19 protein-coding genes are annotated in these 20163 nt (G+C 40.5%); 1 reads left to right on the forward strand and 18 read right to left on the reverse strand.

Annotated features, from left to right (window positions below):
- Positions 1-33: 33 nt before the first annotated feature.
- The 8 genes from SJI19_RS16765 to SJI19_RS16800 are packed head-to-tail and all read right to left on the reverse strand — an operon-like array spanning position 34 to position 7120.
- Entirely contained in the window at positions 34-2235 is a 2202-nt protein-coding gene (locus tag SJI19_RS16765; RefSeq protein ID WP_323479419.1) for a DNA topoisomerase, read from the reverse strand.
- 10 nt (positions 2236-2245) lie between these two features.
- Entirely contained in the window at positions 2246-2710 is a 465-nt protein-coding gene (locus tag SJI19_RS16770; protein ID WP_323479420.1) for a hypothetical protein, read from the reverse strand.
- Positions 2682-4232 (reverse strand): toprim domain-containing protein, encoded by a 1551-nt coding sequence (locus SJI19_RS16775; protein ID WP_323479421.1) that lies wholly within the window; start codon positions 4230-4232, stop codon positions 2682-2684. Before SJI19_RS16775 ends, SJI19_RS16770 begins: the two co-directional genes overlap by 29 nt.
- A 10-nt stretch (positions 4233-4242) precedes the next feature.
- Entirely contained in the window at positions 4243-4608 is a 366-nt protein-coding gene (locus SJI19_RS16780) for a hypothetical protein (RefSeq protein WP_323479422.1), read from the reverse strand.
- 23 nt (positions 4609-4631) lie between these two features.
- Positions 4632-5084, reverse strand: coding sequence for a hypothetical protein (locus SJI19_RS16785; RefSeq protein ID WP_323479423.1), 453 nt, complete (start codon positions 5082-5084; stop codon positions 4632-4634).
- 3 nt (positions 5085-5087) lie between these two features.
- Positions 5088-5702 carry a hypothetical protein gene (locus SJI19_RS16790; protein ID WP_323479424.1) on the reverse strand — a complete coding sequence of 205 codons (615 nt, stop codon included), beginning with the start codon at positions 5700-5702 and terminating at the stop codon, positions 5088-5090.
- Complete coding sequence (locus SJI19_RS16795; RefSeq protein ID WP_323479425.1) at positions 5683-6171, reverse strand: hypothetical protein; 489 nt, start codon at positions 6169-6171, stop codon at positions 5683-5685. The genes SJI19_RS16790 and SJI19_RS16795 overlap by 20 nt, the downstream gene beginning before the upstream one ends.
- A 1-nt stretch (position 6172) precedes the next feature.
- On the reverse strand, positions 6173-7120 hold the full coding sequence (locus tag SJI19_RS16800; protein WP_323479426.1) for a hypothetical protein: 948 nt from the start codon (positions 7118-7120) through the stop codon (positions 6173-6175).
- A gap of 89 nt (positions 7121-7209) precedes the next feature.
- Between SJI19_RS16800 and SJI19_RS16805 the strand changes: the two genes are divergently transcribed.
- Positions 7210-8712 (forward strand): DUF5710 domain-containing protein, encoded by a 1503-nt coding sequence (locus SJI19_RS16805; RefSeq protein WP_323479427.1) that lies wholly within the window; start codon positions 7210-7212, stop codon positions 8710-8712.
- Between the two features lie 242 nt (positions 8713-8954).
- Here the strand turns inward: SJI19_RS16805 and pilV are convergent, their stop codons facing one another.
- From pilV to pilM, 10 genes are all read right to left on the reverse strand, one after another.
- On the reverse strand, positions 8955-10247 hold the full coding sequence (gene pilV / locus SJI19_RS16810; protein WP_323479428.1) for a shufflon system plasmid conjugative transfer pilus tip adhesin PilV: 1293 nt from the start codon (positions 10245-10247) through the stop codon (positions 8955-8957).
- Between the two features lie 41 nt (positions 10248-10288).
- On the reverse strand, positions 10289-11209 hold the full coding sequence (locus SJI19_RS16815) for an ATPase, T2SS/T4P/T4SS family (RefSeq protein WP_323479429.1): 921 nt from the start codon (positions 11207-11209) through the stop codon (positions 10289-10291).
- A gap of 58 nt (positions 11210-11267) precedes the next feature.
- Positions 11268-11798 carry a type 4 pilus major pilin gene (locus tag SJI19_RS16820; RefSeq protein WP_323479430.1) on the reverse strand — a complete coding sequence of 177 codons (531 nt, stop codon included), beginning with the start codon at positions 11796-11798 and terminating at the stop codon, positions 11268-11270.
- Positions 11799-11928: 130 nt separating this feature from the next.
- The gene (locus SJI19_RS16825) at positions 11929-13005 is read right to left on the reverse strand and encodes a type II secretion system F family protein (RefSeq protein WP_323479431.1); all 1077 of its coding nucleotides are present in this window, start codon (positions 13003-13005) and stop codon (positions 11929-11931) included.
- Positions 13006-13010: 5 nt separating this feature from the next.
- Entirely contained in the window at positions 13011-14549 is a 1539-nt protein-coding gene (locus SJI19_RS16830; RefSeq protein ID WP_323479432.1) for a GspE/PulE family protein, read from the reverse strand.
- Positions 14536-15042: a type IV pilus biogenesis protein PilP gene (gene pilP / locus SJI19_RS16835; RefSeq protein WP_323479433.1), complete on the reverse strand. Its 507-nt coding sequence runs from the start codon at positions 15040-15042 to the stop codon at positions 14536-14538. Before pilP ends, SJI19_RS16830 begins: the two co-directional genes overlap by 14 nt.
- The gene (pilO2, locus tag SJI19_RS16840; protein ID WP_323479434.1) at positions 15029-16684 is read right to left on the reverse strand and encodes a type 4b pilus protein PilO2; all 1656 of its coding nucleotides are present in this window, start codon (positions 16682-16684) and stop codon (positions 15029-15031) included. The genes pilP and pilO2 overlap by 14 nt, the downstream gene beginning before the upstream one ends.
- Before the next feature lie 9 nt (positions 16685-16693).
- Entirely contained in the window at positions 16694-18409 is a 1716-nt protein-coding gene (locus SJI19_RS16845) for a PilN family type IVB pilus formation outer membrane protein (RefSeq protein ID WP_323479435.1), read from the reverse strand.
- 2 nt (positions 18410-18411) lie between these two features.
- Positions 18412-19521 (reverse strand): TcpQ domain-containing protein, encoded by a 1110-nt coding sequence (locus tag SJI19_RS16850; RefSeq protein WP_323479436.1) that lies wholly within the window; start codon positions 19519-19521, stop codon positions 18412-18414.
- A 102-nt stretch (positions 19522-19623) separates the two neighbouring features.
- A complete protein-coding gene (pilM, locus tag SJI19_RS16855) occupies positions 19624-20088 on the reverse strand; it encodes a type IV pilus biogenesis protein PilM (RefSeq protein ID WP_323479437.1) in 465 nt (154 codons plus the stop codon).
- Positions 20089-20163: the final 75 nt, after the last annotated feature.

The raw sequence follows: 20163 nt of genomic DNA on the forward strand, positions 1-20163 counted from the left end.
TAGCACAGAAAAAACAACAGAAAGGAATAATTATTAGTCACGAAAATTAAAACTAATTGCACCCGTTTTTTTATCTAGATCAAGTGCTGTGGTAAATGTACGACCCGCTTTACTTTTGTATCCAGCACGAGCATCTAAAGTACCCGTTTCAATAAGTTGTTTAATTTCATCATCGTTCATTACCCGATTTGCAACTATACCATTAACCAAAAAACTACAGTTATTGCATCTGAATTTTATAAATGGATTAGTTAATTTAATTACATCGCCGCTGCACCCCGGACAACTACAAAATTTATCCCCCTCAACAATACTGGCATTGGAAGATGAATATGGAATTAAAGGCTTACCCGTAATTTTAATAGCCCGGTTTTTAATGATCTGGACACATTCTCGAGTCTGTTCGGCGATGCCAAACATAAAATCTTGCTTACGAATGCTACCATCTTCAATCAGTGCCAGCTTTTGCTCCCACTGCCCGGTAAGAATGGGGCTGGTGAGAATTGAAATGCCCGTTTTCTTCAGAAAGGAAATAAGGTCAATGGCTTTTGATGTTGGCACAAACTCCTGTCGCTTGCCTTCACATACCATGTACGGTTCCATGGATTTGCCACCCGAAGTTTTATTTTTTTGAAGCTGCTCAATGATCCCTGCACGCGTTGCGTCAGTACCGAGACCACAGCCTTTCATCGCTGTCGCTAGCTCCTCATTATCAATAAATTTTCCGGCAGTCTGCATAGCGCCAAGCAGAGTATCGGGGTTATACCGGGCCGGAGGCGTTGTTTCCGATGCTTTAAGCCCAATTCCATGGTTCTCTGCGTTCTCTCCAGGCTGAAGAGCGCAAAGCTGAGTATCATTGGAAGTCTGTGGGTATAGCGTTTTCCAGCCCGCGTTTATCAAAACTTTTCCACTTGTATAAAACACTTCTCCAGCGATATGCGTATGGCGCTTTGACTCATTATATTCAGCCGAGGGGAAGAAGACGGCCATAAATCGGCGCACGATGAGATCGTATATTTTTCGCTCGTCGTCCGTCAGTGCGGATACATTACAACGCGATCCAGGTGCCGGGATGATGGCAAAGTGATCTGTGATTTTTGAATTATCAAATATAGCTTTGTTATCACCATTCACCCAACCACTGCTGACAATCTGGCGAGAAAAATCTTCATACTGCGTCCCTTCAAATGCCGTGCTGAGCGTTTCCACCACCGACTCAACATCACCCTCTGGTAATGCCTGCGACGATGTGCGTGGGTACGTGACTAATTTATGCCGCTCATAAAGAGCTTGAGTTAAATTCAGCGTCTCCAGCGCACTAAATTTATATCGACGGTTCGATTCTCGCTGGAGTTCTGTCTGATTAAATAATTTGGGAGGCTTCTGGCGCGTCACAGCCGAAGTTTCTTCTACTCGTGTCGGTACTTCATTACGGCACTTATTGAGTATCGCTTCTGCCTGCTTTATATCGTAAAAACGATTTTTTTCATCTTCTCCATCCTTTGTCACTTCGCTCCGGGAATTAATCCACTTGCCAACATAATCCCCGGTATTGACCCCAAACTTGCCGAGGATCACCCAAAAGTCACGCGGCACAAAATTTTTGATTTCCAGCTCACGATCTACAATCAAAGTAAGAACCGGCGTCTGCACCCGACCGCAGCTGCTAACAGTTTGCTGCCCTGTTTCTACCCTTTTTAATGCAGACACAGCACGCGTCATATTCATGCCGAGAAGATAGTCAGCTTCAGCACGGCTACGAGCAGCCTGATCCAGGCGGTCATAATCTTGCCCATCATGCATGTTTTTAAATGACTCTCGCAGTCCTTCGTCAGTCATCGACTTGATCCACATCCGCTTGACCGGTTTGCGTCCACCAACCATCTGATAAATTAGACGGAAAATTAACTCCCCTTCTCGTCCAGCATCACACGCATTAACAACCATGCTCACATCATCACGTTGGATTAATCGTTTGAGTGCTGACAACTGCTTCGCGGTGGCTTTTGTCGGGCGAATAGAAAATTTATCGGGAATAACAGGCAGGCTGGCTAGGTCTCCAAATTGAAGCTCCTCAAGCTCTGATGAAAATATTTCAACAAGATGACCAAAGGCGTAACTTACAATCGCGTCATCACCTTCGAAACAGTCCGTTTTTTTCTGACAGTGACCAATAGACTTTGCAATTTGCGCAGCAACCGAGGGTTTCTCCGCGATAATTAGTGGCTTTTTCATAAACCCTCAGTTAATTAACCATATTTTCCCGAGCTGACTTAATGTACTGAATAATGCATACACGCAACTCATTCAACATTTGTTGCTGCTCTTTACTGCTTTTTATCGCATCATCAATAACATTGAGACTAAGCTCCTTAGTTTTTTCTTTACTCAGACAGTCCAGTGATCGAATGATAAATAACGGATCATTTGCCTCGTCATTCATTTCTTTACGAACAAGGACAGATAACAGGCGGTTATATGCCTCATTTAGTCCATGTGTTTCAACAAACTGAGAAATACTGCCAAGCAAGACCGGCTTAAAACTTTTGTGAATAAGATAAGGTGTCGCAAAGCCAATCACTACGCTGTCAACTGAAGTAATACCATCCTGACATACAAGCGATATTTTTCTACCCGAAAGCAGATCATCAAGCTCTACAAATGCCCCAGGCGGGAATTTATTAATTAAGATTGGTTGTGTATTCATCATCAGTGTCTTCCTGAATTTCATGCCTCTCAGGCCCGGTTAAATCCACAGAATTAGAAACATCAAGCTGACATATTTCCAAAAGTGCTCTAACCATTACTTCTGGCGATTGATTATTTACTTCAAAATACTTCTCTATAATATTCGATATATTTTTATTGTGGAATATTTCTTTGTGATTACTAAGCCAAATTTTACCTTTATCTGTCAATGAAAAGTCAGTATTTATAAGGCAACGAGAAAGAAACTTCTCAATATGGACAATAACTGTAGATGGCCGACCAAGATGAGTCTGTTGCATAAAATGAAGAAGACTTTGTTGTTGAGTCCATTGTTTAAAATGAGGCGGATTATTTTCATTCCACAGACACAATCCCTGAATATCCTTACGGTGCCATTGGATATTTTTTAATATTTCAGGTAATTGTGATAATGACTCGCTATTCGCAAAGGTCATTTTGCACGGCAAACCTGATTCAACCTGGTTTCTGGCGACTAATAATTTTACTGCCGTCTCAGCATCTGATAGATCATTGACCTGCCGGTTAATAGGAACATCACTTTCGAGAATTGTTGGTGCTTCATGCCCTACAGCATCCGGCCTTCTGACATTCCTGACAAGCTCAGGGCGGAAATTGACCCCTTGCATTCGCGCAATAAGCTGTGTTCGGTTAACCGAGTTACAACTGACAGTACGCTGTGACGAACGCGGATAAGTCATCTGACCACGCTCATAAAGTCGCTGCATGGCATCGGCAAGAGATACAGGAGATTGTCCGGTTCGGAGGCTACAGTTCAGTAAAATATCGGTGTGGTTCCATGTTGTTGACACTGATGTGTCTAAGCTGGCCCCAGGTGATAGCTGTAATCCATTACATAATTCATTTATTTCATCAAAGTCAAAAGACTCGCCTGCAAAAACAGGCAATATGCCAGTAAAGGCGCTCCCGCCATCACTGGACGGAATTTTCAAAACAGCAAGACCGGTAACAGGCGTTTGCAAAGCTAATTCGATCAGTATCGAACCCTGCACCCTACCAATCGCGCCTTGTCGGTTAGAAAGAGTACCAATAAGTCGATCCAATACACGCCGGGCATCCCCCTTGTTTGCGTCAGGGCTAAAAGGCTCTCGCTCAGAAATGGCACGACGAACTTCGTCGATGGTCATAGCTCTCAACCTGACACGGAATAATTTATTTATGTCGACACCATCAAGTGCCTTCTTGACAACATCTCTTGCAATAACATCGCCCTCGTGGTCATCGTCGGTCGCAAGATAGATCTCATCTGCAATGCGGGCTGCGACCGCAAGGTTTTCAACAATTCGCCGTCTTTCAGGTCTTACCTGATATGAATGCTCAGTAAGGGAGTTAGTGATCCACTCAGTGCCAAGGTTTGGAGGGTTAGCGCAAATGTGACCTACAGTTGATATTACTTCACAGCGCTGTTTATATACCTGATAAAGTATCCTGTTGAGAATACTCTCTTTGCCAGGTGCCTCAATGATAAATAATCTGTTGGCCACAGCCCCTCACTTAGATCACATTAAGTAATTTATAAAATTGAAGTGCCTTCTGAAGCTCATTAATCGCCTTAGAATTATCCATAGTTAGCGTGTAATTCGCATCTGACATAACATCAGACGTAACAATAATCTTAGATACACCAACGTCATCATTCATAACAAAAATAATGTGGATAATATTTTCGGAAGATAGACCGTCTGTTGACTGGATGGAAATTTCAAAAACATCATCATGATCGCTGAAGGAATGTTGATGGGTAACGCCGACCTGAGGATATTTAGCCCATTCAAAACGAATGCCATTTTCTACAGGAAGTTCATTCTCGATCGCTTTCACGCAAATATTTTTTATAGCCTCGTGTTCAAGAATTATCATGTTCACACCCTTGCTTTAAAGTATTAATTAAACATTATACTTCTATACACAGAAAGATACTCAGTTATCTTTTCAAACGTCATCTCACTTTCTAATGACTTTTGTAGCGCAATCATTATATCCTCAGGATAACACTGAGATATAATACGATTACGTAAATGCACGGGACATTTCTCAAAAATAGCAGAAATATTACTACTCAAAAGTTCAGGTTTCATATCCTTATAAATTATAAATCCTCTTTTCGTATTGCGCAAATCTGCAACTGTATACGCGAGATCTCCTAAATCTTCTACAATAAACCGCTTAACCCTAGTGACGTACCGGCCCAACCCTTTTTCATCCAGAACTAAATGCTCAACGGCAACCCATGCCATGTTGGGACAATCAAAAGGAATTCTTTCCTGCGATGGAATAAAGGGGAAAGAAGAAAAATTTAAAATGAGACCTTCAGCAGATAAAGGATTACTGTACATTTTCTAAACCCCTTTCTTTTTTAATGTCATAGCGGAAAGATTCAGATCATAATGTAGCTCAGACGTGTCATTTATAAAATACGCGTGACACTCATTAATAATGACTGCACCTAATGATTCACTCTTCGACATCTTATTTATTTCATTTAACACCATGTTATTTAACATCTTGGAATAGGAATCCATTCCTGCATTAGTAAGGTATTCTATTACACCACCAACCCTATACATCAGACTTAGGAAATAATAGCGGTATAACTCCAAAGGAATAAACGAAACAAGGTCAGGAACATTAATTAATGAAACTAAATCCTTCAAGTCTGAGACAAGGGAATCCGACTCACTCAGACAGTATGCCTTTTTCATATTTGAATAAGTAACGATATCAAGCCCTCGGTGCTCAATCTTCTCGGATTGATAAAGTTCTTCAACTCTTTCATGAATTGCTGATTTATCCTGTACAAAAACTGACGAATCCGAAGTATGCAATAGTTCAACTAACTTTTGCTGAAATCCAAAAAGTACAATCTCCCGCAATGCGGGATCATCTTGGGTCTGAAATGTTCTTAACTCTTCTAAAAATAAGTCGGCATTATCTTCAGCTAATTGAACGCCCATTGCTCATATCCACTTCTTGTTTTGTTGCATTGATTAATGTGGCTGACTTAATACTATTATACTGAGTTACTAGCTCAGGATGCCTTTGTTGTAGATTGAAGCCAGGCTCCAGCACACTACCTGCGAGCTGATACACAACCGAAAGTTCGCCAGCATAAGGAAGTATGTGCTCTTCAAAGACATAGCTGACAACCGGCGCTATAAGGGAAAACATCGTCGCTTTGGCCTGAGGAACAGCAGACAACGGGAAAGGTGACAAGTTGCCAGAACTGCGCTCCATGACGAAATCCAGATTGGTGTCAGGTAGCTTATAGGCCTTCATATAGGCATCTGCGATGCAGAGTATAGAATCAGTAAAAAAAAGGGCTAATTGTTTATCAGTTAACTGCTCAGCATTAAGAAAATAATGCGCGTTTTTATCTTGTGCCATCTGTTCAATTAATACTTTATAATCGCGGTTAAACGACATGTTAAACTTCCTCATAATATTGGGAGTAATAAACATCCATTATAAACTCTACATGATCTGTAACCTGCTTAGAAGCGGCTCTGTAGTGCTTGCCAATGTGAGTGAATGACATTCCTTCTGTTTGATAATGCGAAAGAAGTACGCTCTTATCTATGTCACTCATTCCCTTCAATTTAATGACATCATCTTTTGCCACTCGCTTGTAAACTTCACACATTAACCCCACATTATTATTATAATAATCTGCGACCATAGCGAAACTTACTGGCACGGCAGTATTCATTTTAGCAACAGCCTTTAATTGGCGCTCAGTAACATCCATAACTTCATTAATTAAAAAACGAATAATTACGTTAAATTCACGATAAAAATAATCAAAGATATTTCCAAGACCAGTAAATTTGATAGCGGCACTCATTAACGCTGTACGTCTAACTTGGTCGGATGAAAGCAAGGGTGATTCATGAGAAAAACCAACTTCCCCTGAGGGTGAGAATGAAATAAAATCGAGCTTCTGTGATATAAGAATAGATCTCATAAAATCACCTAAATCTTTTTCATTCAGACCACCCTTAATCACTTCAACTCCTGCGGCTTTCAGCCTGATTTCATTTGTCATCAAATCAATGATTGCATTATTCATCATTTGAACTACATAGAGATGGTCGTCCGTTGCCGCTCCTATTTTCAAGAAATCATAGGCCGCGTTAAATAACGTCGAAAATCGCTTAGTTAAAGCATCCATGGCGTTAATAAAGTTGTTGTCCGGTGTGATCACTCCTTGCATTAAAACCAGTGAAACGATGCGCGAAGCAATTCGGAGGCTAAAACAACGCCTCATATTTTCCTCACTAGCACGTATCTGGCTCAACTCATCCATGACATAAAGTTTATCTTCTTCAAAGGACAGGTCAGAATTAAACAATAAAACCGGATCAAATGCGTCCAATTAAGCCTCCTTAACATCGCAATTATTTATTTAAAGTAATACTATATCACAAAGCTTATTCAAATCATCAATTAGAAAAAAGGCCGCTTGTGAAAATAACCTTTGGCTACGAATCATGGGCAATAAAGAATGACAACAAGAAAGTACCTGTTGAATGGAACAGCAAAACAGCTGTAAATCCACATATGGTATTGATTGGAATGTCAGGGGCAGGAAAGACATACAATTTAAAAAAAATGGTAGCGCAAATGTGCAACTCGTATGACTACCATCATCAGTTACGTGTCCATGTGTTTGACGTTCACGGGGATATTGAATTAGAAGGAGCCAGCACTGTCTTTTTCTCTGAACAAACTCGCTATGGCCTTAATCCCCTTGAAGTTAATCCTGATCCAGACTTTGGTGGCGTCCGAAAACGTGTTCAGAGCTTTATGTCCACAATGAATAAAGTGATGCATTCAATGGGAAGCAAACAGGAATCTACACTCCGAAATCTTTTAATTGATTTATATGCACGCCATGGTTTTGTTCAGGATGATCCAAAAACATGGAAAGCTGAACCGGTTCCCGAACTACTGACATCCCCAGAACATGCAGATCGTGTTTATCTAGATGTACCTTTCGAAGATAAATCAGATGCAAACCGCCTTGGAGCACAGTGGGATGGAATTCCCGGCATAAAAGCATGGTGGATACCCGAGAAGGAGTATACAGGTGGCATAACCCGCTGGCCTCCGAAATCCCTGCGAAGAGCAAACCCAACGACATCTGACCTCGTGCGATTTTCCCGGCATGTTCTGCTGAAATCATTTCTTGGAACCAGTCAGGATGCAGTCACTAAACTTGAAGCGGTAAACAAGATCGCCCGAACGATTACTAAAAGAGGAATCGATCTTCAGAAGACTGCTAATCTGGGCAGCTATGACGAAAAAATATTGAGCGATTTTGATAAGGCAAAAGACGAAGCGCTCGACAGGTACAAAAGCTATCTCGATAGTCTGTCCACTGGCATGGAGCTGGAAGATATCATCAAATACTCATCTACAGATGTGCTAAAGTCAGTATTAGAACGCATACAGAACATTGAGGCAATGGGCGTATTCAAACCAGAAACCCCGCCTTTTGACACCTCTAATCCTGTATGGCGATACAATATCAAAGCTCTGGGCCTCGAAGAACGTCGCCTGTTTGTCCTCTTCAAGCTTGAAGAAATTTTCATGCGTGCAGTAGAGCGAGGAGAGCAAAGTGACGTTTGTGAGGTCATCGTGCTGGATGAGGCAAAAATTTATCTTGATTCAGATCCCGACAACATCCTCAACAAAATCGCTAACGAGGCCCGTAAGTTTGGCCTTGCATTAATAGCTGCCGGCCAAACGCCAGTACACTTTACTGCCGATTTTATAGCTGCAACCGCGACTAAGGTGGTATTAGGAGTTGATGAGAGTTACTGGAAACAAAGTTCAAACCTGATGCGCATTGATGAAAAACAGCTTAAGTGGATCAAACCTAAACGAACTATGATGGTTCAAATCAAAGCCTCCGGTATGACAGCCACAAAATGGGAATATGTTTGTTTACCGCAAACCATATAACCATGATTAACGGGAAAATAAGAAATTTTAATTGGCCCGTATCAAGATAAATAATTGCGCCGAATAAATTGAAAACTGAACAGGAGCTTGTCACTCAATGGGCTGAACAAAGAGTGACATTAAGATGGTAAAAAGAAATGGAACGGCGATATATCTTAACTAAATATCGCCGTTCAAAAAAAACTGAGGATGTTTATAGGATCACAGGTACAATCTAAGTTAATAATGCAAGGTATATTTCATCAATATATGATACCCATTCCGAGACCAATAATGGAGGACACGTTACCGCCCGCATCACAAAAGATGTGTATGTCATCACGGGCCCCGACCCCGCCTGGGTCTTTATTACCAAAAACGTTAAAATACGCATTTCTTACGCGCTGGCTAGTATCATACAAATTGATACAGGCTATTGAATTGCCGGGACTTTTCCACACACCATCTTGGCAGTTAAGTATTGCCCCTGAGCCATTGCGAGCTATAGCGCCATTTGCGGGGCAACCATTATCAGCTCCGACGACCATTCCAGAGTACAGAAAACCGTTAGCAACGATATTACCGTTGGCCTGAACATTATTCCGGGATTGAACTGTACCTCCCGTTACTGTTCCCTTGCCAGTAATACTTCCGTTCGCATCGATGTTGCCCGTTGAATTAACGTATGCACCATAAAATCCACCTGCTGTTTGCACGTTTTTATCACCATATGCTTTGATAGTTGAGGAATCGCCCATATACCAGCCACCGCCATATTTTGAAAAGTAAACACCACCGTCACCCGTTGTTCTGAACCAGCCTCCTGTATATGTCTCACCACTGGTATTGGTTGTAGTACTTTTGAGTGTGGTTGTATTTGTATTGTTAACGTTATTCAAATCATTTGAATTAAGGTCAATGGCTGTATTCATCCGATTAACTTCCGGGTGTCCAGAAACAGCTGATCGGTACAAATAATCGTTATCTATTTGACCATCAGTAAAAAATAGAGCAGAAGCAAGATGACCTGCATTGTTCCCAAGCTTATAGTTGGAAAGCGCCGTACTCCAACTGCCATATGCTCCTTTGACTACACCTGGTGTTGATGACGCGATATATCCCGCTGAAGCACCCGCTTTGTTGGCAATTTTGACCAAGCTACCGTCATTAATAGCAGCACCACCTGAACTAACAAGAATCGACTCCAACTTATTAACCGAGGGTTCTATAGCGTAGAGTTGATATGTTTGCCCACGGGGACTAGTATCACCAAAGGAAGCAGGCAAATACTTTGTGGTTTTCAACATTTGCACGGTGATAACAGCAGGTGTTGTAGGTGACGCCACTGCCAACACAGCATCATAATTATCACTGATGTATTTTTGCGATGCCTTTGTCAGTGTATTTTGATACTGTGCAGTAGCAGCATTCAATAATTCTTCCGCTTGTTTATTCTGATAATTCCAAACAGCGATTGTAGCTCCAGCGAGAATGGAAATCCCCCATATAACTTCTAAGAGAGTCATACCGCTATGAATTTTTTTTAAACGCTTCATAAAAATACCGCCATATGGTTATATTGGCATGTAAACAAGAACTAACTCCACTGCTCTTGATTTAGTTGCTGTTGTATATCATTTTCTAAGGAGGTGAATTTTCCTTCTTTAATTTTAACCCTTGCCGCATCAGTTATTCGAAAACATATTGTTTCTAATACTTTATTAGTGATCACACCTTGCGCCCTAGTCGATGTCAGAGTTTGAAAGATGACAAGGGTTAATCCTTCGGCAAGCGAACTCGCTATTTCATGACCGGCTAATGCACAATACTTTTCTATTGCCTCACGGATACTTCCTGCATGAATTGTAGAAATGATTAAGTGTCCATTTATCGAAGCCACAGCTGTTTCCTTTGCTGTATCCGGCTCGCGTATTTCACCAATGAAAATCAAATCTGCCCCCGACCTAAGAGACCTGATCAGGGGTTCTTGATAACCACCATTAAAACGACTAGCCTGAGCCTGTATGCACCTTCCGCTTCCGTGGATACCCGCGAGCAAAGTTTCTGTTGGATCTTCAATAGCCACACCAATACCACCGAATTTATTTAATCTATAGCTAACTATTGATGCAGCTGTTGTGGTCTTACCGTGTCGCATCTTACCCGCAACTAAAATGAGTCCTTCCTGTTCTTTTATATTCAGAAGGTCAATTGTTGAATCGACCAGGTTTAGCTGGCTTAACTCTCTAATTTCAGATTCAATTTTTCTTAGAAAAAAAACAGGACAGTCATCAAAATCCTGTATTACAGTGACACGATATCTGACGCCATCATAAAATAATGAAAATTCAGGATTGTTTCTAGACTGGTTTTTTTCCAAGCACTTGGATTTAATATTTTGAATTTCCGTATGAAGATCAGTTGGAACTGAGAAACGACCTTCTCCATCATGGTAATCTGAGAAATCAGAAGCTATGTATAAATCGATGAACTCAAGTTCACGTAAATTACTTGCCATTGAAGTACTCATAGAGTAAAGGAGGGTTAATGTATCCCTAAAATAAATGGTTTATAAATTAAATAGTGCTTTTCCAGACCAATGTGTTTGAATCTGAGTTACAGGCTGTTGATGATAGCGCAGGTGTAACTTCACCTGTTAATACTGTACCGTTAACCGTCGTTGTGGAAAAAGTACTGCTTTTCGACATTTGCACGGATAACTTATTACAAGCTTGCTTAGGTACTGAAGAATAGCTAATTGTATAATAAGTGCTTGCTCCCGTAGCCAACACGGCACCACCATAGCTGTTTTTGATACCTGTCCCGGTATCAGTCATATCACCAGGAATCAAATTATTGTTCTTCAGATATGTATATAAATCACCAGTTGGATAGCCGCTCGACGTCCAGAGGTTCCCGGAAATGCCATTGCTGAGCATAGCAATATGCCCCTGTTCAGCGTTAACTCCAGCACTTTCGTTTGCAGTGCCTACACGCCCCATGATCGCATAGAGCATCCCGCCCAGAATAACGATTCCAGCAAGAATTTCAATCAGTGTCACCCCAGCGTGGAGTTTCTTTTTTTGAAAACGCGTTAATGTATTCATAATCACCTATTGTTAGTTTGAATAACCGCATGATGCTAATATAATATATTCTTTAATGAAGTTATTTATTATAATTCACCGAGGTTAACTAGAGTATATTATTTAAAGGGAAATTATTAAATATAATTCATTACGGATTAACAACCATGTTAGCCATGTCATTCATGCCTAATGTAACGAATAAAATAGCGGCACCAACCAGTGCAATACCTACGTTAAAAAGTACTGATGCCATCAGATCTACTTTAACTACGCTTTCCTCCAACCATTCCCGCGCATAATCGTTTAGTACCAAATCTAATTTACCACCATCGGAAATGGCTTTTATGAACTGGATAGCCTCTCTGTCTGGAAAATCATAACCAGAATTCGCCAACGCATCACCAAACTTAACACCACTATTAATACCAAATAGAGCAGCATGAACACGCTCTTTGTACCATGGAGATGCTTCCTGCATAATTTCAGCAAGCGCAACGTTGAGCTTTACACCAGATGATACCAATGCCGAAAGAGAAAGAAGGAAAGACGCCCCAATTACTGTACGATATATCGAATAAGGTGGAATTCGATCAAGCCATACTCTCAAACTTCCAAAAGAATACGGAAATGAAGCCATAACTAAAAACACAAAAAATATCACTACGATCAAAAGATATATACCATAATTTGTAATGAACATTGACAGTTCATAAAGAAATTTGGCATTTCCTTCCCAAGATGCTGGATTACTCATTTTCGCAAAGGGTGGAATTAACTTATATGAAATAAAATATAAAAGATATCCAACCGACAAGATCAGAAAAATAGGATATCCTACAGCCTTAGCTATTGAACCTTTCATTTTCCCTTGTGTATTCAACACGTCAATTAAATCATTTAACTGAGCAATCAGTCGACTCCCCTTTTCACCTGCACGAAGCATACTGGCTTCATGGTGCGGAATCCATCGACCTAATGCTGTCCCTAACGAGTCACCGCTACCCACAGCCTGATAGCAGTTTAGTAAAATAATTGCGACTGAGTTTGTTTTTTTCTTACCACCATTACTATAAATTTCATAAAGTCTGAAAAGTGCTTTTTGCAGCTGGACTTCATTCTTAAGCATCACTGCAATTGATTTATAAATACGCTTACGACGCTTCGTATCAAAGTTTAATTTGTGCCAGTTATGGTTTACTACTTCAGCGAAAGAAAAAAGACTCATTGAAATCATTCCTCATCCAGCAAGCAGGCATACTGTTCTGCAATATCAGGATCAATATCACCACTATTTATTTTCTGAATAAGGTGATGACTCAATGGTTTTCCATGTTCTGTATTGATCCAATAATGACGCGCCGCTGCGTTACCTTCTTTTTTAAATACATTGAGAAGTTCAAAACTTGGCATGATAATTTCAGCTACAACGGTTCGACCTTCAATCCCACTGTAATTACATTGATTACACCCCGGCCCCATCAAATAAATATTACCCTTTATATATTCTGTTCTTTCTTTTATACGAAATAATAAATCTTCTTCGAGTTTATTTTCATTTTCCTTGGTCAGCTTTATTCGACATGATTTGCAAGTTACTGGTACAAGACATTGGTTAACTAGTCCGATTACGAGTTTTGGATTTGATAGAAGGCTCATTTGGATACCTTCATCTTCTAGGCGATCCAATATAGATGTTGAATCGTTAGCATGTACAGTTGCATACACCTGATGTCCTGTCATTCCCGCTCGGAAAACAGCTTGAGCAGAAGCTTTATCCCTTGCCTCACCAACTACCACGATATCTGGGTCGAGACGTAAAGCACTTGAAATTGAACGCGCCCACGAAGCACTCACTTCTGCTTCATCATCAAAATCCTCACATAAAACAGGAGTGTGATTGACATCATCAATTGAGTTTTCTGGCGGGTTTTCAATAGTAAAAATGTGTTTAGTGCCTTTAGTAGATACAACTAATTCGCGCATTATGCATTCAAGCGTTGTGGTTTTACCTGAACCTGTTTCCCCTGACAATATGATAATGCCACGCCTTTTTTTCTGCATCTTACGCATCATGGCAAGATGGTAATCAGCATAACCCAGCATTTTAATTGTGAGATCTGACTTAGAATTATCTTTCATAAGTCGTATGACCATCAATGAGCCAACATCCGTAGGAGTCGTCGATACACGCGCACCTATAAGACCTAACTCTTTGAGAATTTCTTTCCTGATTCGGCCATCCTGTTTTTTACCTTCTTTATGGTGGGTGTCAGATACATCAAGCATTGAAGGATAGATAGTAGGAATGAGCTGTTTTACTCTGTCAGTTCGTGAACTCAATGGTTGAGCTATAAGATTACCGTTAATTCTAAATTTAATTACACTTTTACCATCGCGATCAATTAAATGAATATCTGAAGAACCCTTCTTCATTGCATCTTTAATAATTGATAACACTATGGATTGGTTTGTTGTAGCATCACCATGATTTTCAACTTCATGGGTATATGCAGCAGAAATACTCTCATAATTAGTAATATTTATTTCATACTGGACATCCTGGCGATCAAGACGATCCATAAATGAGATCACATTTATATCAGATTGTTTTCCATCACAAATATGAAGAAATTTATTTTCCTCATCAAATATACATATACCACGAAGTACTTCATTTGTTGCGGGAATATACCAGTTAGAATTTTCATTCGGAACAATTATCTTATAACTTGCACCCGTATTAATTGGTACTAATTCAAGAGCCGACATTAATCACCTTCCCATCTTGCATTAATTGAACACGATCAACCGTTACGGATTTCACTACATAACCACCAGGCAAGGTGTCTCCGCTTTTTGCCTCAACAGACGAGCCATCAGATAATTTAAATAACGCGGTAAGCTTCACACCACCATAAACTGCCGCTAGCCGTGGCACTTTGCTTTCCACAGAATCCTGGGTTTTAGCTTGTGATGCAGTCATTGGTGGAAGGCTGTACATCCCTGGCATACCTGTCTGGTTTTGAGGTAATTGAGCATCATCAAAGACACCTTTTCTTGCCTTACCTAATTTGTAACGTGCCTTCTCCAGTTCAAAGAGTTCTTTTGTATAATTTATCTGCTGTTTAATATTAGTCATATCCATGACCGACAGTGGAAGGCCATTATCTTTCTCCTGTGACGTATTTTCAGCCGCTAGGACTGAATTAATGAACAGCCATCCTATTGCTAGAAAAATAATTTTCTTCTTAACGTTTTGCATAGAGTTTGCCTATGGTTGTCCAGCTATAATTAGATTCACTAATATTCGTAATTATTGATTCAATTCTGACAACAGAAAGATTAGTGTTTGTAAAAATATTGCTTGGTTCAAAACCTGACTTCACCTCAAAAGAAGTAGTACTCCAAGGCGCTAACTGAGTCTTTTCTTCTGATACAGTTTGCCCCGGCAATTTTGGAAGTTTTTCAATTTCAGTATTTTTGAAGTTATATTCAGCCTCTACCTGTTGAAATTGCGAAGCAAAGGAACTCATCAGGTCTGTCAAAGACCCGGGCTCTTCATTTCCTGCTGGTCTCATTGCATTAGAAATAACCACATAACCCCGATTGCCATTTTGATCACCAGGTATGTCAGCCGCGACTCCAAATATACGCGTTACGTCGCGACGAAAATCGTCAACAGTTGAATAAACACCACGTACATAATCGAGTTTAATGTTTTTTTCCTGACAATCAATTTTTATGAGTGCCCACCCCCCCCCCATATAAGTTGGGATTTCTTTCAACCTTCGGTGACAAATATCCAGAAACTCTCTAACACTTGGTTTACTCACCCATGGGCGTACTAAATCATTAATTTTTACGTCTGAACCAGTTGCCTCCCTGATTCTTTTCCGCTGTAAAGCGATACGATCGTTTTCTGCTTGTTGTAAACGCTGAAACTCAATTTCTCTCAGATGAGCATTATATCTGTCATATGAAATATACATACAACCTATAACAATAAGTAAACCAACGACGCCTATCTCGCGCTTGGTCATTCCCCATGTAAGTTGTTTAAGTTTATAACCCTTATTAAGACTCGCAGGCGAAAGTAAATCACTTAGAATGATTTCACTTTCGCCTCTACCCCAATCTGATGGGAAATAATATTTGTGCAACTTTTTTGTTGAGCTATACAGACTATTTATTTTACCCTGCAATCGTTCTATTTCTTTACGTGTCCCCAATTTATCACTTTGAGGTACAACGTTACCATCAACTACAGCAAGGATGTAATAAAGCTTTTCATCGGATTGATCTGTCATATTGCTTTTTTGAATATTCATCATAGCACTTTCAGCAATTTCTACCGAACATAAATTCACATCCGAAACTGACAAATTCTGGTCTTCTTTCTTATTTTCCTTTACATATTTTTCTTTTCTGCCATGATTGCGCATCATTGGGGGAGCGATTTCGAAAACACCCAGCCATGCAGCACCCTCGCTATATATTTCATTTTCAGGATTATGCTCTTCTTCAACTTTTTGTTGCAGCAGTTGATCGCTTAGATGTACCTGCTCAAGAATACCGGCCAGAGTTGAAGCCAAGCTATACATCTCTTTATTTACGCCCTTATTCTTGCCAACATAGCCTGCCTGAGCTTTCATCAATCGTTCACGAATTGCCACAACGTCCATGTTGTTTTCGCGCCCAAAACGTCTGGCTTCACTCATAATCCCACGAGCATTTGAAATCGTATTCCAAACAAGACCAGAGACAAAATCTGCCCCATTAATGCGGAGTACGTCGATTTTCTGATTAATGAGCGGCTTTGAGGAACCAGCTTGGCCGCTGTTTCCTCGCGCTATATGAGAGCTTTTAAATTTCTTTATAACAGAATCGATTACCTTGTTCGTCATTTCGCGCCCTTACCCCAAAATTACAGGCGTGATCACGATCACAATTACATCACGTTGTGAGTTGCGATTTCGTTCACCGCCAAGACCCCAGAATGACGCACCACCAATACCTGATTTATTTCCTGTATCTGCTGCCTGCTCGTAACCCGCCATTACCAGCGTCTGCCCACTACGGAGTTTCACTCGCTGACTAAAAACTCGGCTGTCAACTTCCGGCATCTCAATTCCATCAGTATCTGTACCGATTTTACGGATCTGAATCAGTGAACTAAGATTGATTGTGTATTGAAGGAGCAGATCGCGTGTGTCAGGCATGATGTACGGCAACAGCGTCATATTGAAACCGGTAGTCACTGCACCCGGAGTCAGGCTTGTCTGGCTACCTACGTTCGCAGAGGTTGTTGTAGAGCGTTCCGCAAGGTAACTGGTCGTTCTGGCAACCTGTACCGGCGCAGGTTGTAAATTAAGTGTTGTGATTGACGGACTAGTGACAACTGATACCTTACCTTGCTCAGACAGCGCTGAAATCAGGGCTGATGTGCCAGAGAACCGATCATTGGGATCGATAATTTTGATTGAACCAGATGTTAAGCCGGTGCTAACTGAACTAAAGGCATTGGTAATGTTAAAACCCCATTTACCGCTCATGGATTTGTAAACAAGATCCATATTGACGCCTAACTCATCAGTGTCTTTTAATGTGACTGAGAGAATTTTTACGTTCAGCAAAACTTGCTGAGTTATTTTTTTATTCTCATTATCAACATAACGACCAATTCGCTGTAATGCAGCTGGCGTGTCAGTTACGGTTACGTTTCCGGTTGAAGCAGAAAGCTGTAAACGCCCAACATTTGGCGTCAAAAGACTACGCAGGTTTTTTTCAATATCAGCAAGCAGATCACTTTTAATTGATGACGAAGTAGACGAGTTAGAACCAGAGTCGCCACTCACGCCACCTGAGCTTGATGAACTGCTCCCAGATGCACCACCGGATGCACCGGTACTTGTCGAAGTGCCTGCCGTCACACGAGTAGCTGTTTCTGTCGCTGAGGGCATAGCCATGATTGAGAACGTTTTGGAATCAATATATGACACTGTAATGCCAGTGCTGTCATCATAATGATAGAACAGCCCCGCCAGTGATGTCAGTCTGTCCATAACACCGGCAAGTGTACCCTGATACGAAAATTTGAAGTTCTGAACAGAAGATGGTCGAGAGCTGTACGATGTAGTTAAACCTGTATTACCATTAGGTACAGGCGGTAATGTCACATTGCCAGGTATCTCTGGCGGTGCAGGAATTTGGGTAGAAGGTGAACCGCTCACAGGCACACTGGCTGTGGATACGGATGACAGTAAACCTACCGCATCTGGAGTAAGCCGGATCGCAACGCCACAGTTTGACGAAATGGTCTCAATTGCGTCAAAAAAGCTGATGGGCATTTTAGGCGCATATGTACAAGGCCGGTTAAGCGCAGCGGGAATATTCTGCATGGACTTTTGCTCAACGACTTGAGTATCAACCCAAACGCCATTCTTAATAGTAAATCCAGAATCAATGTCAGATCGCTGATTACGCATACCACTGGCAATACGTGTTGTCTGATTTGCAGTATTGTCTGCTTTAGCAATTGTATCGTTAATGTTTTTATAAGCGCATCCAGAGAGTGAGGCAATTAAGAACGACAATAAAACTGCTTTAGATAGTGCTAATTTTAATTTCATAATTAACCTTTATTATTACCCTTAAGTGTCACTACTAACAATTTCTGACCAGGATATGCTTCAGTATTAAACGGGTATGGTGCTGAGTCATATAGCGCTAATACTTTTTTCATCGCTTCCATAAAACCTGCATCTGATTTATCTTTCGAAGTGACCGTAAATGGCGTGATAATGTTGTAGTCTTTTTCTTGAGTGCGCCAGACTAACGTCCAGCCTTGTTCAGCTGTCCATTCCGAAACCATCGCTGAAATCATGACACCACTTCTGGCTGTCCAGGTAGACAACGTCACGGGCTTATATGAAACTACAGGTTTTATTTCATTTTCAACTTGAATTTTTTTGCCAGCCAATCGTGATGGGGAGTTTATATTCTGGTCATTAGTAAACGGTGACTTTGAATTTTTTTTATTAGCAATGACTACAATGTTATCTGAAGACTTCCCTGGTGATTTTAATGTAGCTGAGACAACTGTAGTTTCAGAATAAGGAATTATTTTTTCTTTTTCTTGACTTACGTATATTTTTGAATTAGACCAATCAACAACCGCTTTAAGATGATTGTTATCAAGGACTTTATCTAATGAGATTAACCACCGCTCACCACTACTCCAGATTATATGTTGTTTGGTATATTTTTTCTGAACAGAGGGGTACAGCAACACACCATAACCGGTAGGGATGATTTTCTGCAAGCCCCCGCTGAGTGTGGAACTGCTTCCTGTTGACGCAGTTAAAGGGATGGTGGCGGGGAAATTCCCAATAAAAGTAATATGGTTAAGGCTCTTGGATAACGCCTGAATTTCGGTAGCAGACATTGATGACGCCGGTAATGATTTTGGTGTAATCGAATTATTTTTTACTGCCGGACTTGGAGGCAGCATACGTACAGGTGAAACATTCCGGGTGTTGGCTAATTGACCTGCCTGATATGGTTCATCAATAAAAATATTTTTTTCAGGACTCACATTCTGAAGTGCCTTTGTGCTTTGAATTACCGGAGGTTTAGCACCGGTATACTCATAACTTGGGATAACGTCAAATCCAGCAAAAGCAGATGGAATATTGCAATATGAAAATAGTGCCAACGCAAAGGCTGAAACATAATGTTTCATGGTTTTCTCCAGAAAACTTTTAAATTATTAGGTTCATAATTATTCAATTATCTATTCTAAAAAAATATTATTCAACCTAATTTAAAATCAAAACACTTTTATTTAATTAACGCTTACATAAACAACATCACCATTTTGAATCACTGAGGGTAATGTAACCCCAGTAACATTTTGCCCTTTCACATTAAACTGCCCATTACTTGAATGACCAACATTTAATGAATTATCTGTTAACTCGCGAAGACGACCTTCCAAACCACCAGGGCATCCCCCCGTGCAATAAACAAAACCACGCCCCCCGCTTAAATAGTTTCTAATACGAACATCTCGCCCAGAAAACCATTGTGGAACATTTAATTCACTGTCTGTAGCAGCCCCAGATTTGGCAGGGTTAGTCCGCGAATACGATGATACATACCCCCGATAACTAGCCATCTGATTTGCAAGAGAGTCAATCTGGCCTATGACATTAATATTTTGTTCATCATTAAATAGCTTATTCCGACCTGACGCAGTAACGATCAATATTAAAAAGGCGATTGCAGTAATTACTTGTCCAGGTGTCATTAAAATTGATTCCAGTAGATTTGTATTGAATTACATATTAATATAATACCAGTTAATAAATAAAAAACTCTTCAT

Source organism: Acerihabitans sp. TG2, from assembly GCF_035013185.1.
In the GTDB taxonomy this organism is placed as follows: domain Bacteria; phylum Pseudomonadota; class Gammaproteobacteria; order Enterobacterales; family Enterobacteriaceae; genus Acerihabitans.

Coding starts and splice junctions, on each gene's coding strand:
- SJI19_RS16765 (WP_323479419.1), bottom strand. CDS start 2,235: ATGAAAAAGCCACTAATTATCGCGGAGAAACCCTCGGTTGCTGCGCAA.
- SJI19_RS16770 (WP_323479420.1), bottom strand. CDS start 2,710: ATGATGAATACACAACCAATCTTAATTAATAAATTCCCGCCTGGGGCA.
- SJI19_RS16780 (WP_323479422.1), bottom strand. CDS start 4,608: ATGATAATTCTTGAACACGAGGCTATAAAAAATATTTGCGTGAAAGCG.
- SJI19_RS16785 (WP_323479423.1), bottom strand. CDS start 5,084: ATGTACAGTAATCCTTTATCTGCTGAAGGTCTCATTTTAAATTTTTCT.
- SJI19_RS16790 (WP_323479424.1), bottom strand. CDS start 5,702: ATGGGCGTTCAATTAGCTGAAGATAATGCCGACTTATTTTTAGAAGAG.
- SJI19_RS16795 (WP_323479425.1), bottom strand. CDS start 6,171: ATGTCGTTTAACCGCGATTATAAAGTATTAATTGAACAGATGGCACAA.
- pilV (WP_323479428.1), bottom strand. CDS start 10,247: ATGAAGCGTTTAAAAAAAATTCATAGCGGTATGACTCTCTTAGAAGTT.
- SJI19_RS16815 (WP_323479429.1), bottom strand. CDS start 11,209: ATGGCAAGTAATTTACGTGAACTTGAGTTCATCGATTTATACATAGCT.
- SJI19_RS16820 (WP_323479430.1), bottom strand. CDS start 11,798: ATGAATACATTAACGCGTTTTCAAAAAAAGAAACTCCACGCTGGGGTG.
- SJI19_RS16825 (WP_323479431.1), bottom strand. CDS start 13,005: ATGAGTCTTTTTTCTTTCGCTGAAGTAGTAAACCATAACTGGCACAAA.
- SJI19_RS16830 (WP_323479432.1), bottom strand. CDS start 14,549: ATGTCGGCTCTTGAATTAGTACCAATTAATACGGGTGCAAGTTATAAG.
- pilP (WP_323479433.1), bottom strand. CDS start 15,042: ATGCAAAACGTTAAGAAGAAAATTATTTTTCTAGCAATAGGATGGCTG.
- pilO2 (WP_323479434.1), bottom strand. CDS start 16,684: ATGACGAACAAGGTAATCGATTCTGTTATAAAGAAATTTAAAAGCTCT.
- SJI19_RS16845 (WP_323479435.1), bottom strand. CDS start 18,409: ATGAAATTAAAATTAGCACTATCTAAAGCAGTTTTATTGTCGTTCTTA.
- SJI19_RS16850 (WP_323479436.1), bottom strand. CDS start 19,521: ATGAAACATTATGTTTCAGCCTTTGCGTTGGCACTATTTTCATATTGC.
- pilM (WP_323479437.1), bottom strand. CDS start 20,088: ATGACACCTGGACAAGTAATTACTGCAATCGCCTTTTTAATATTGATC.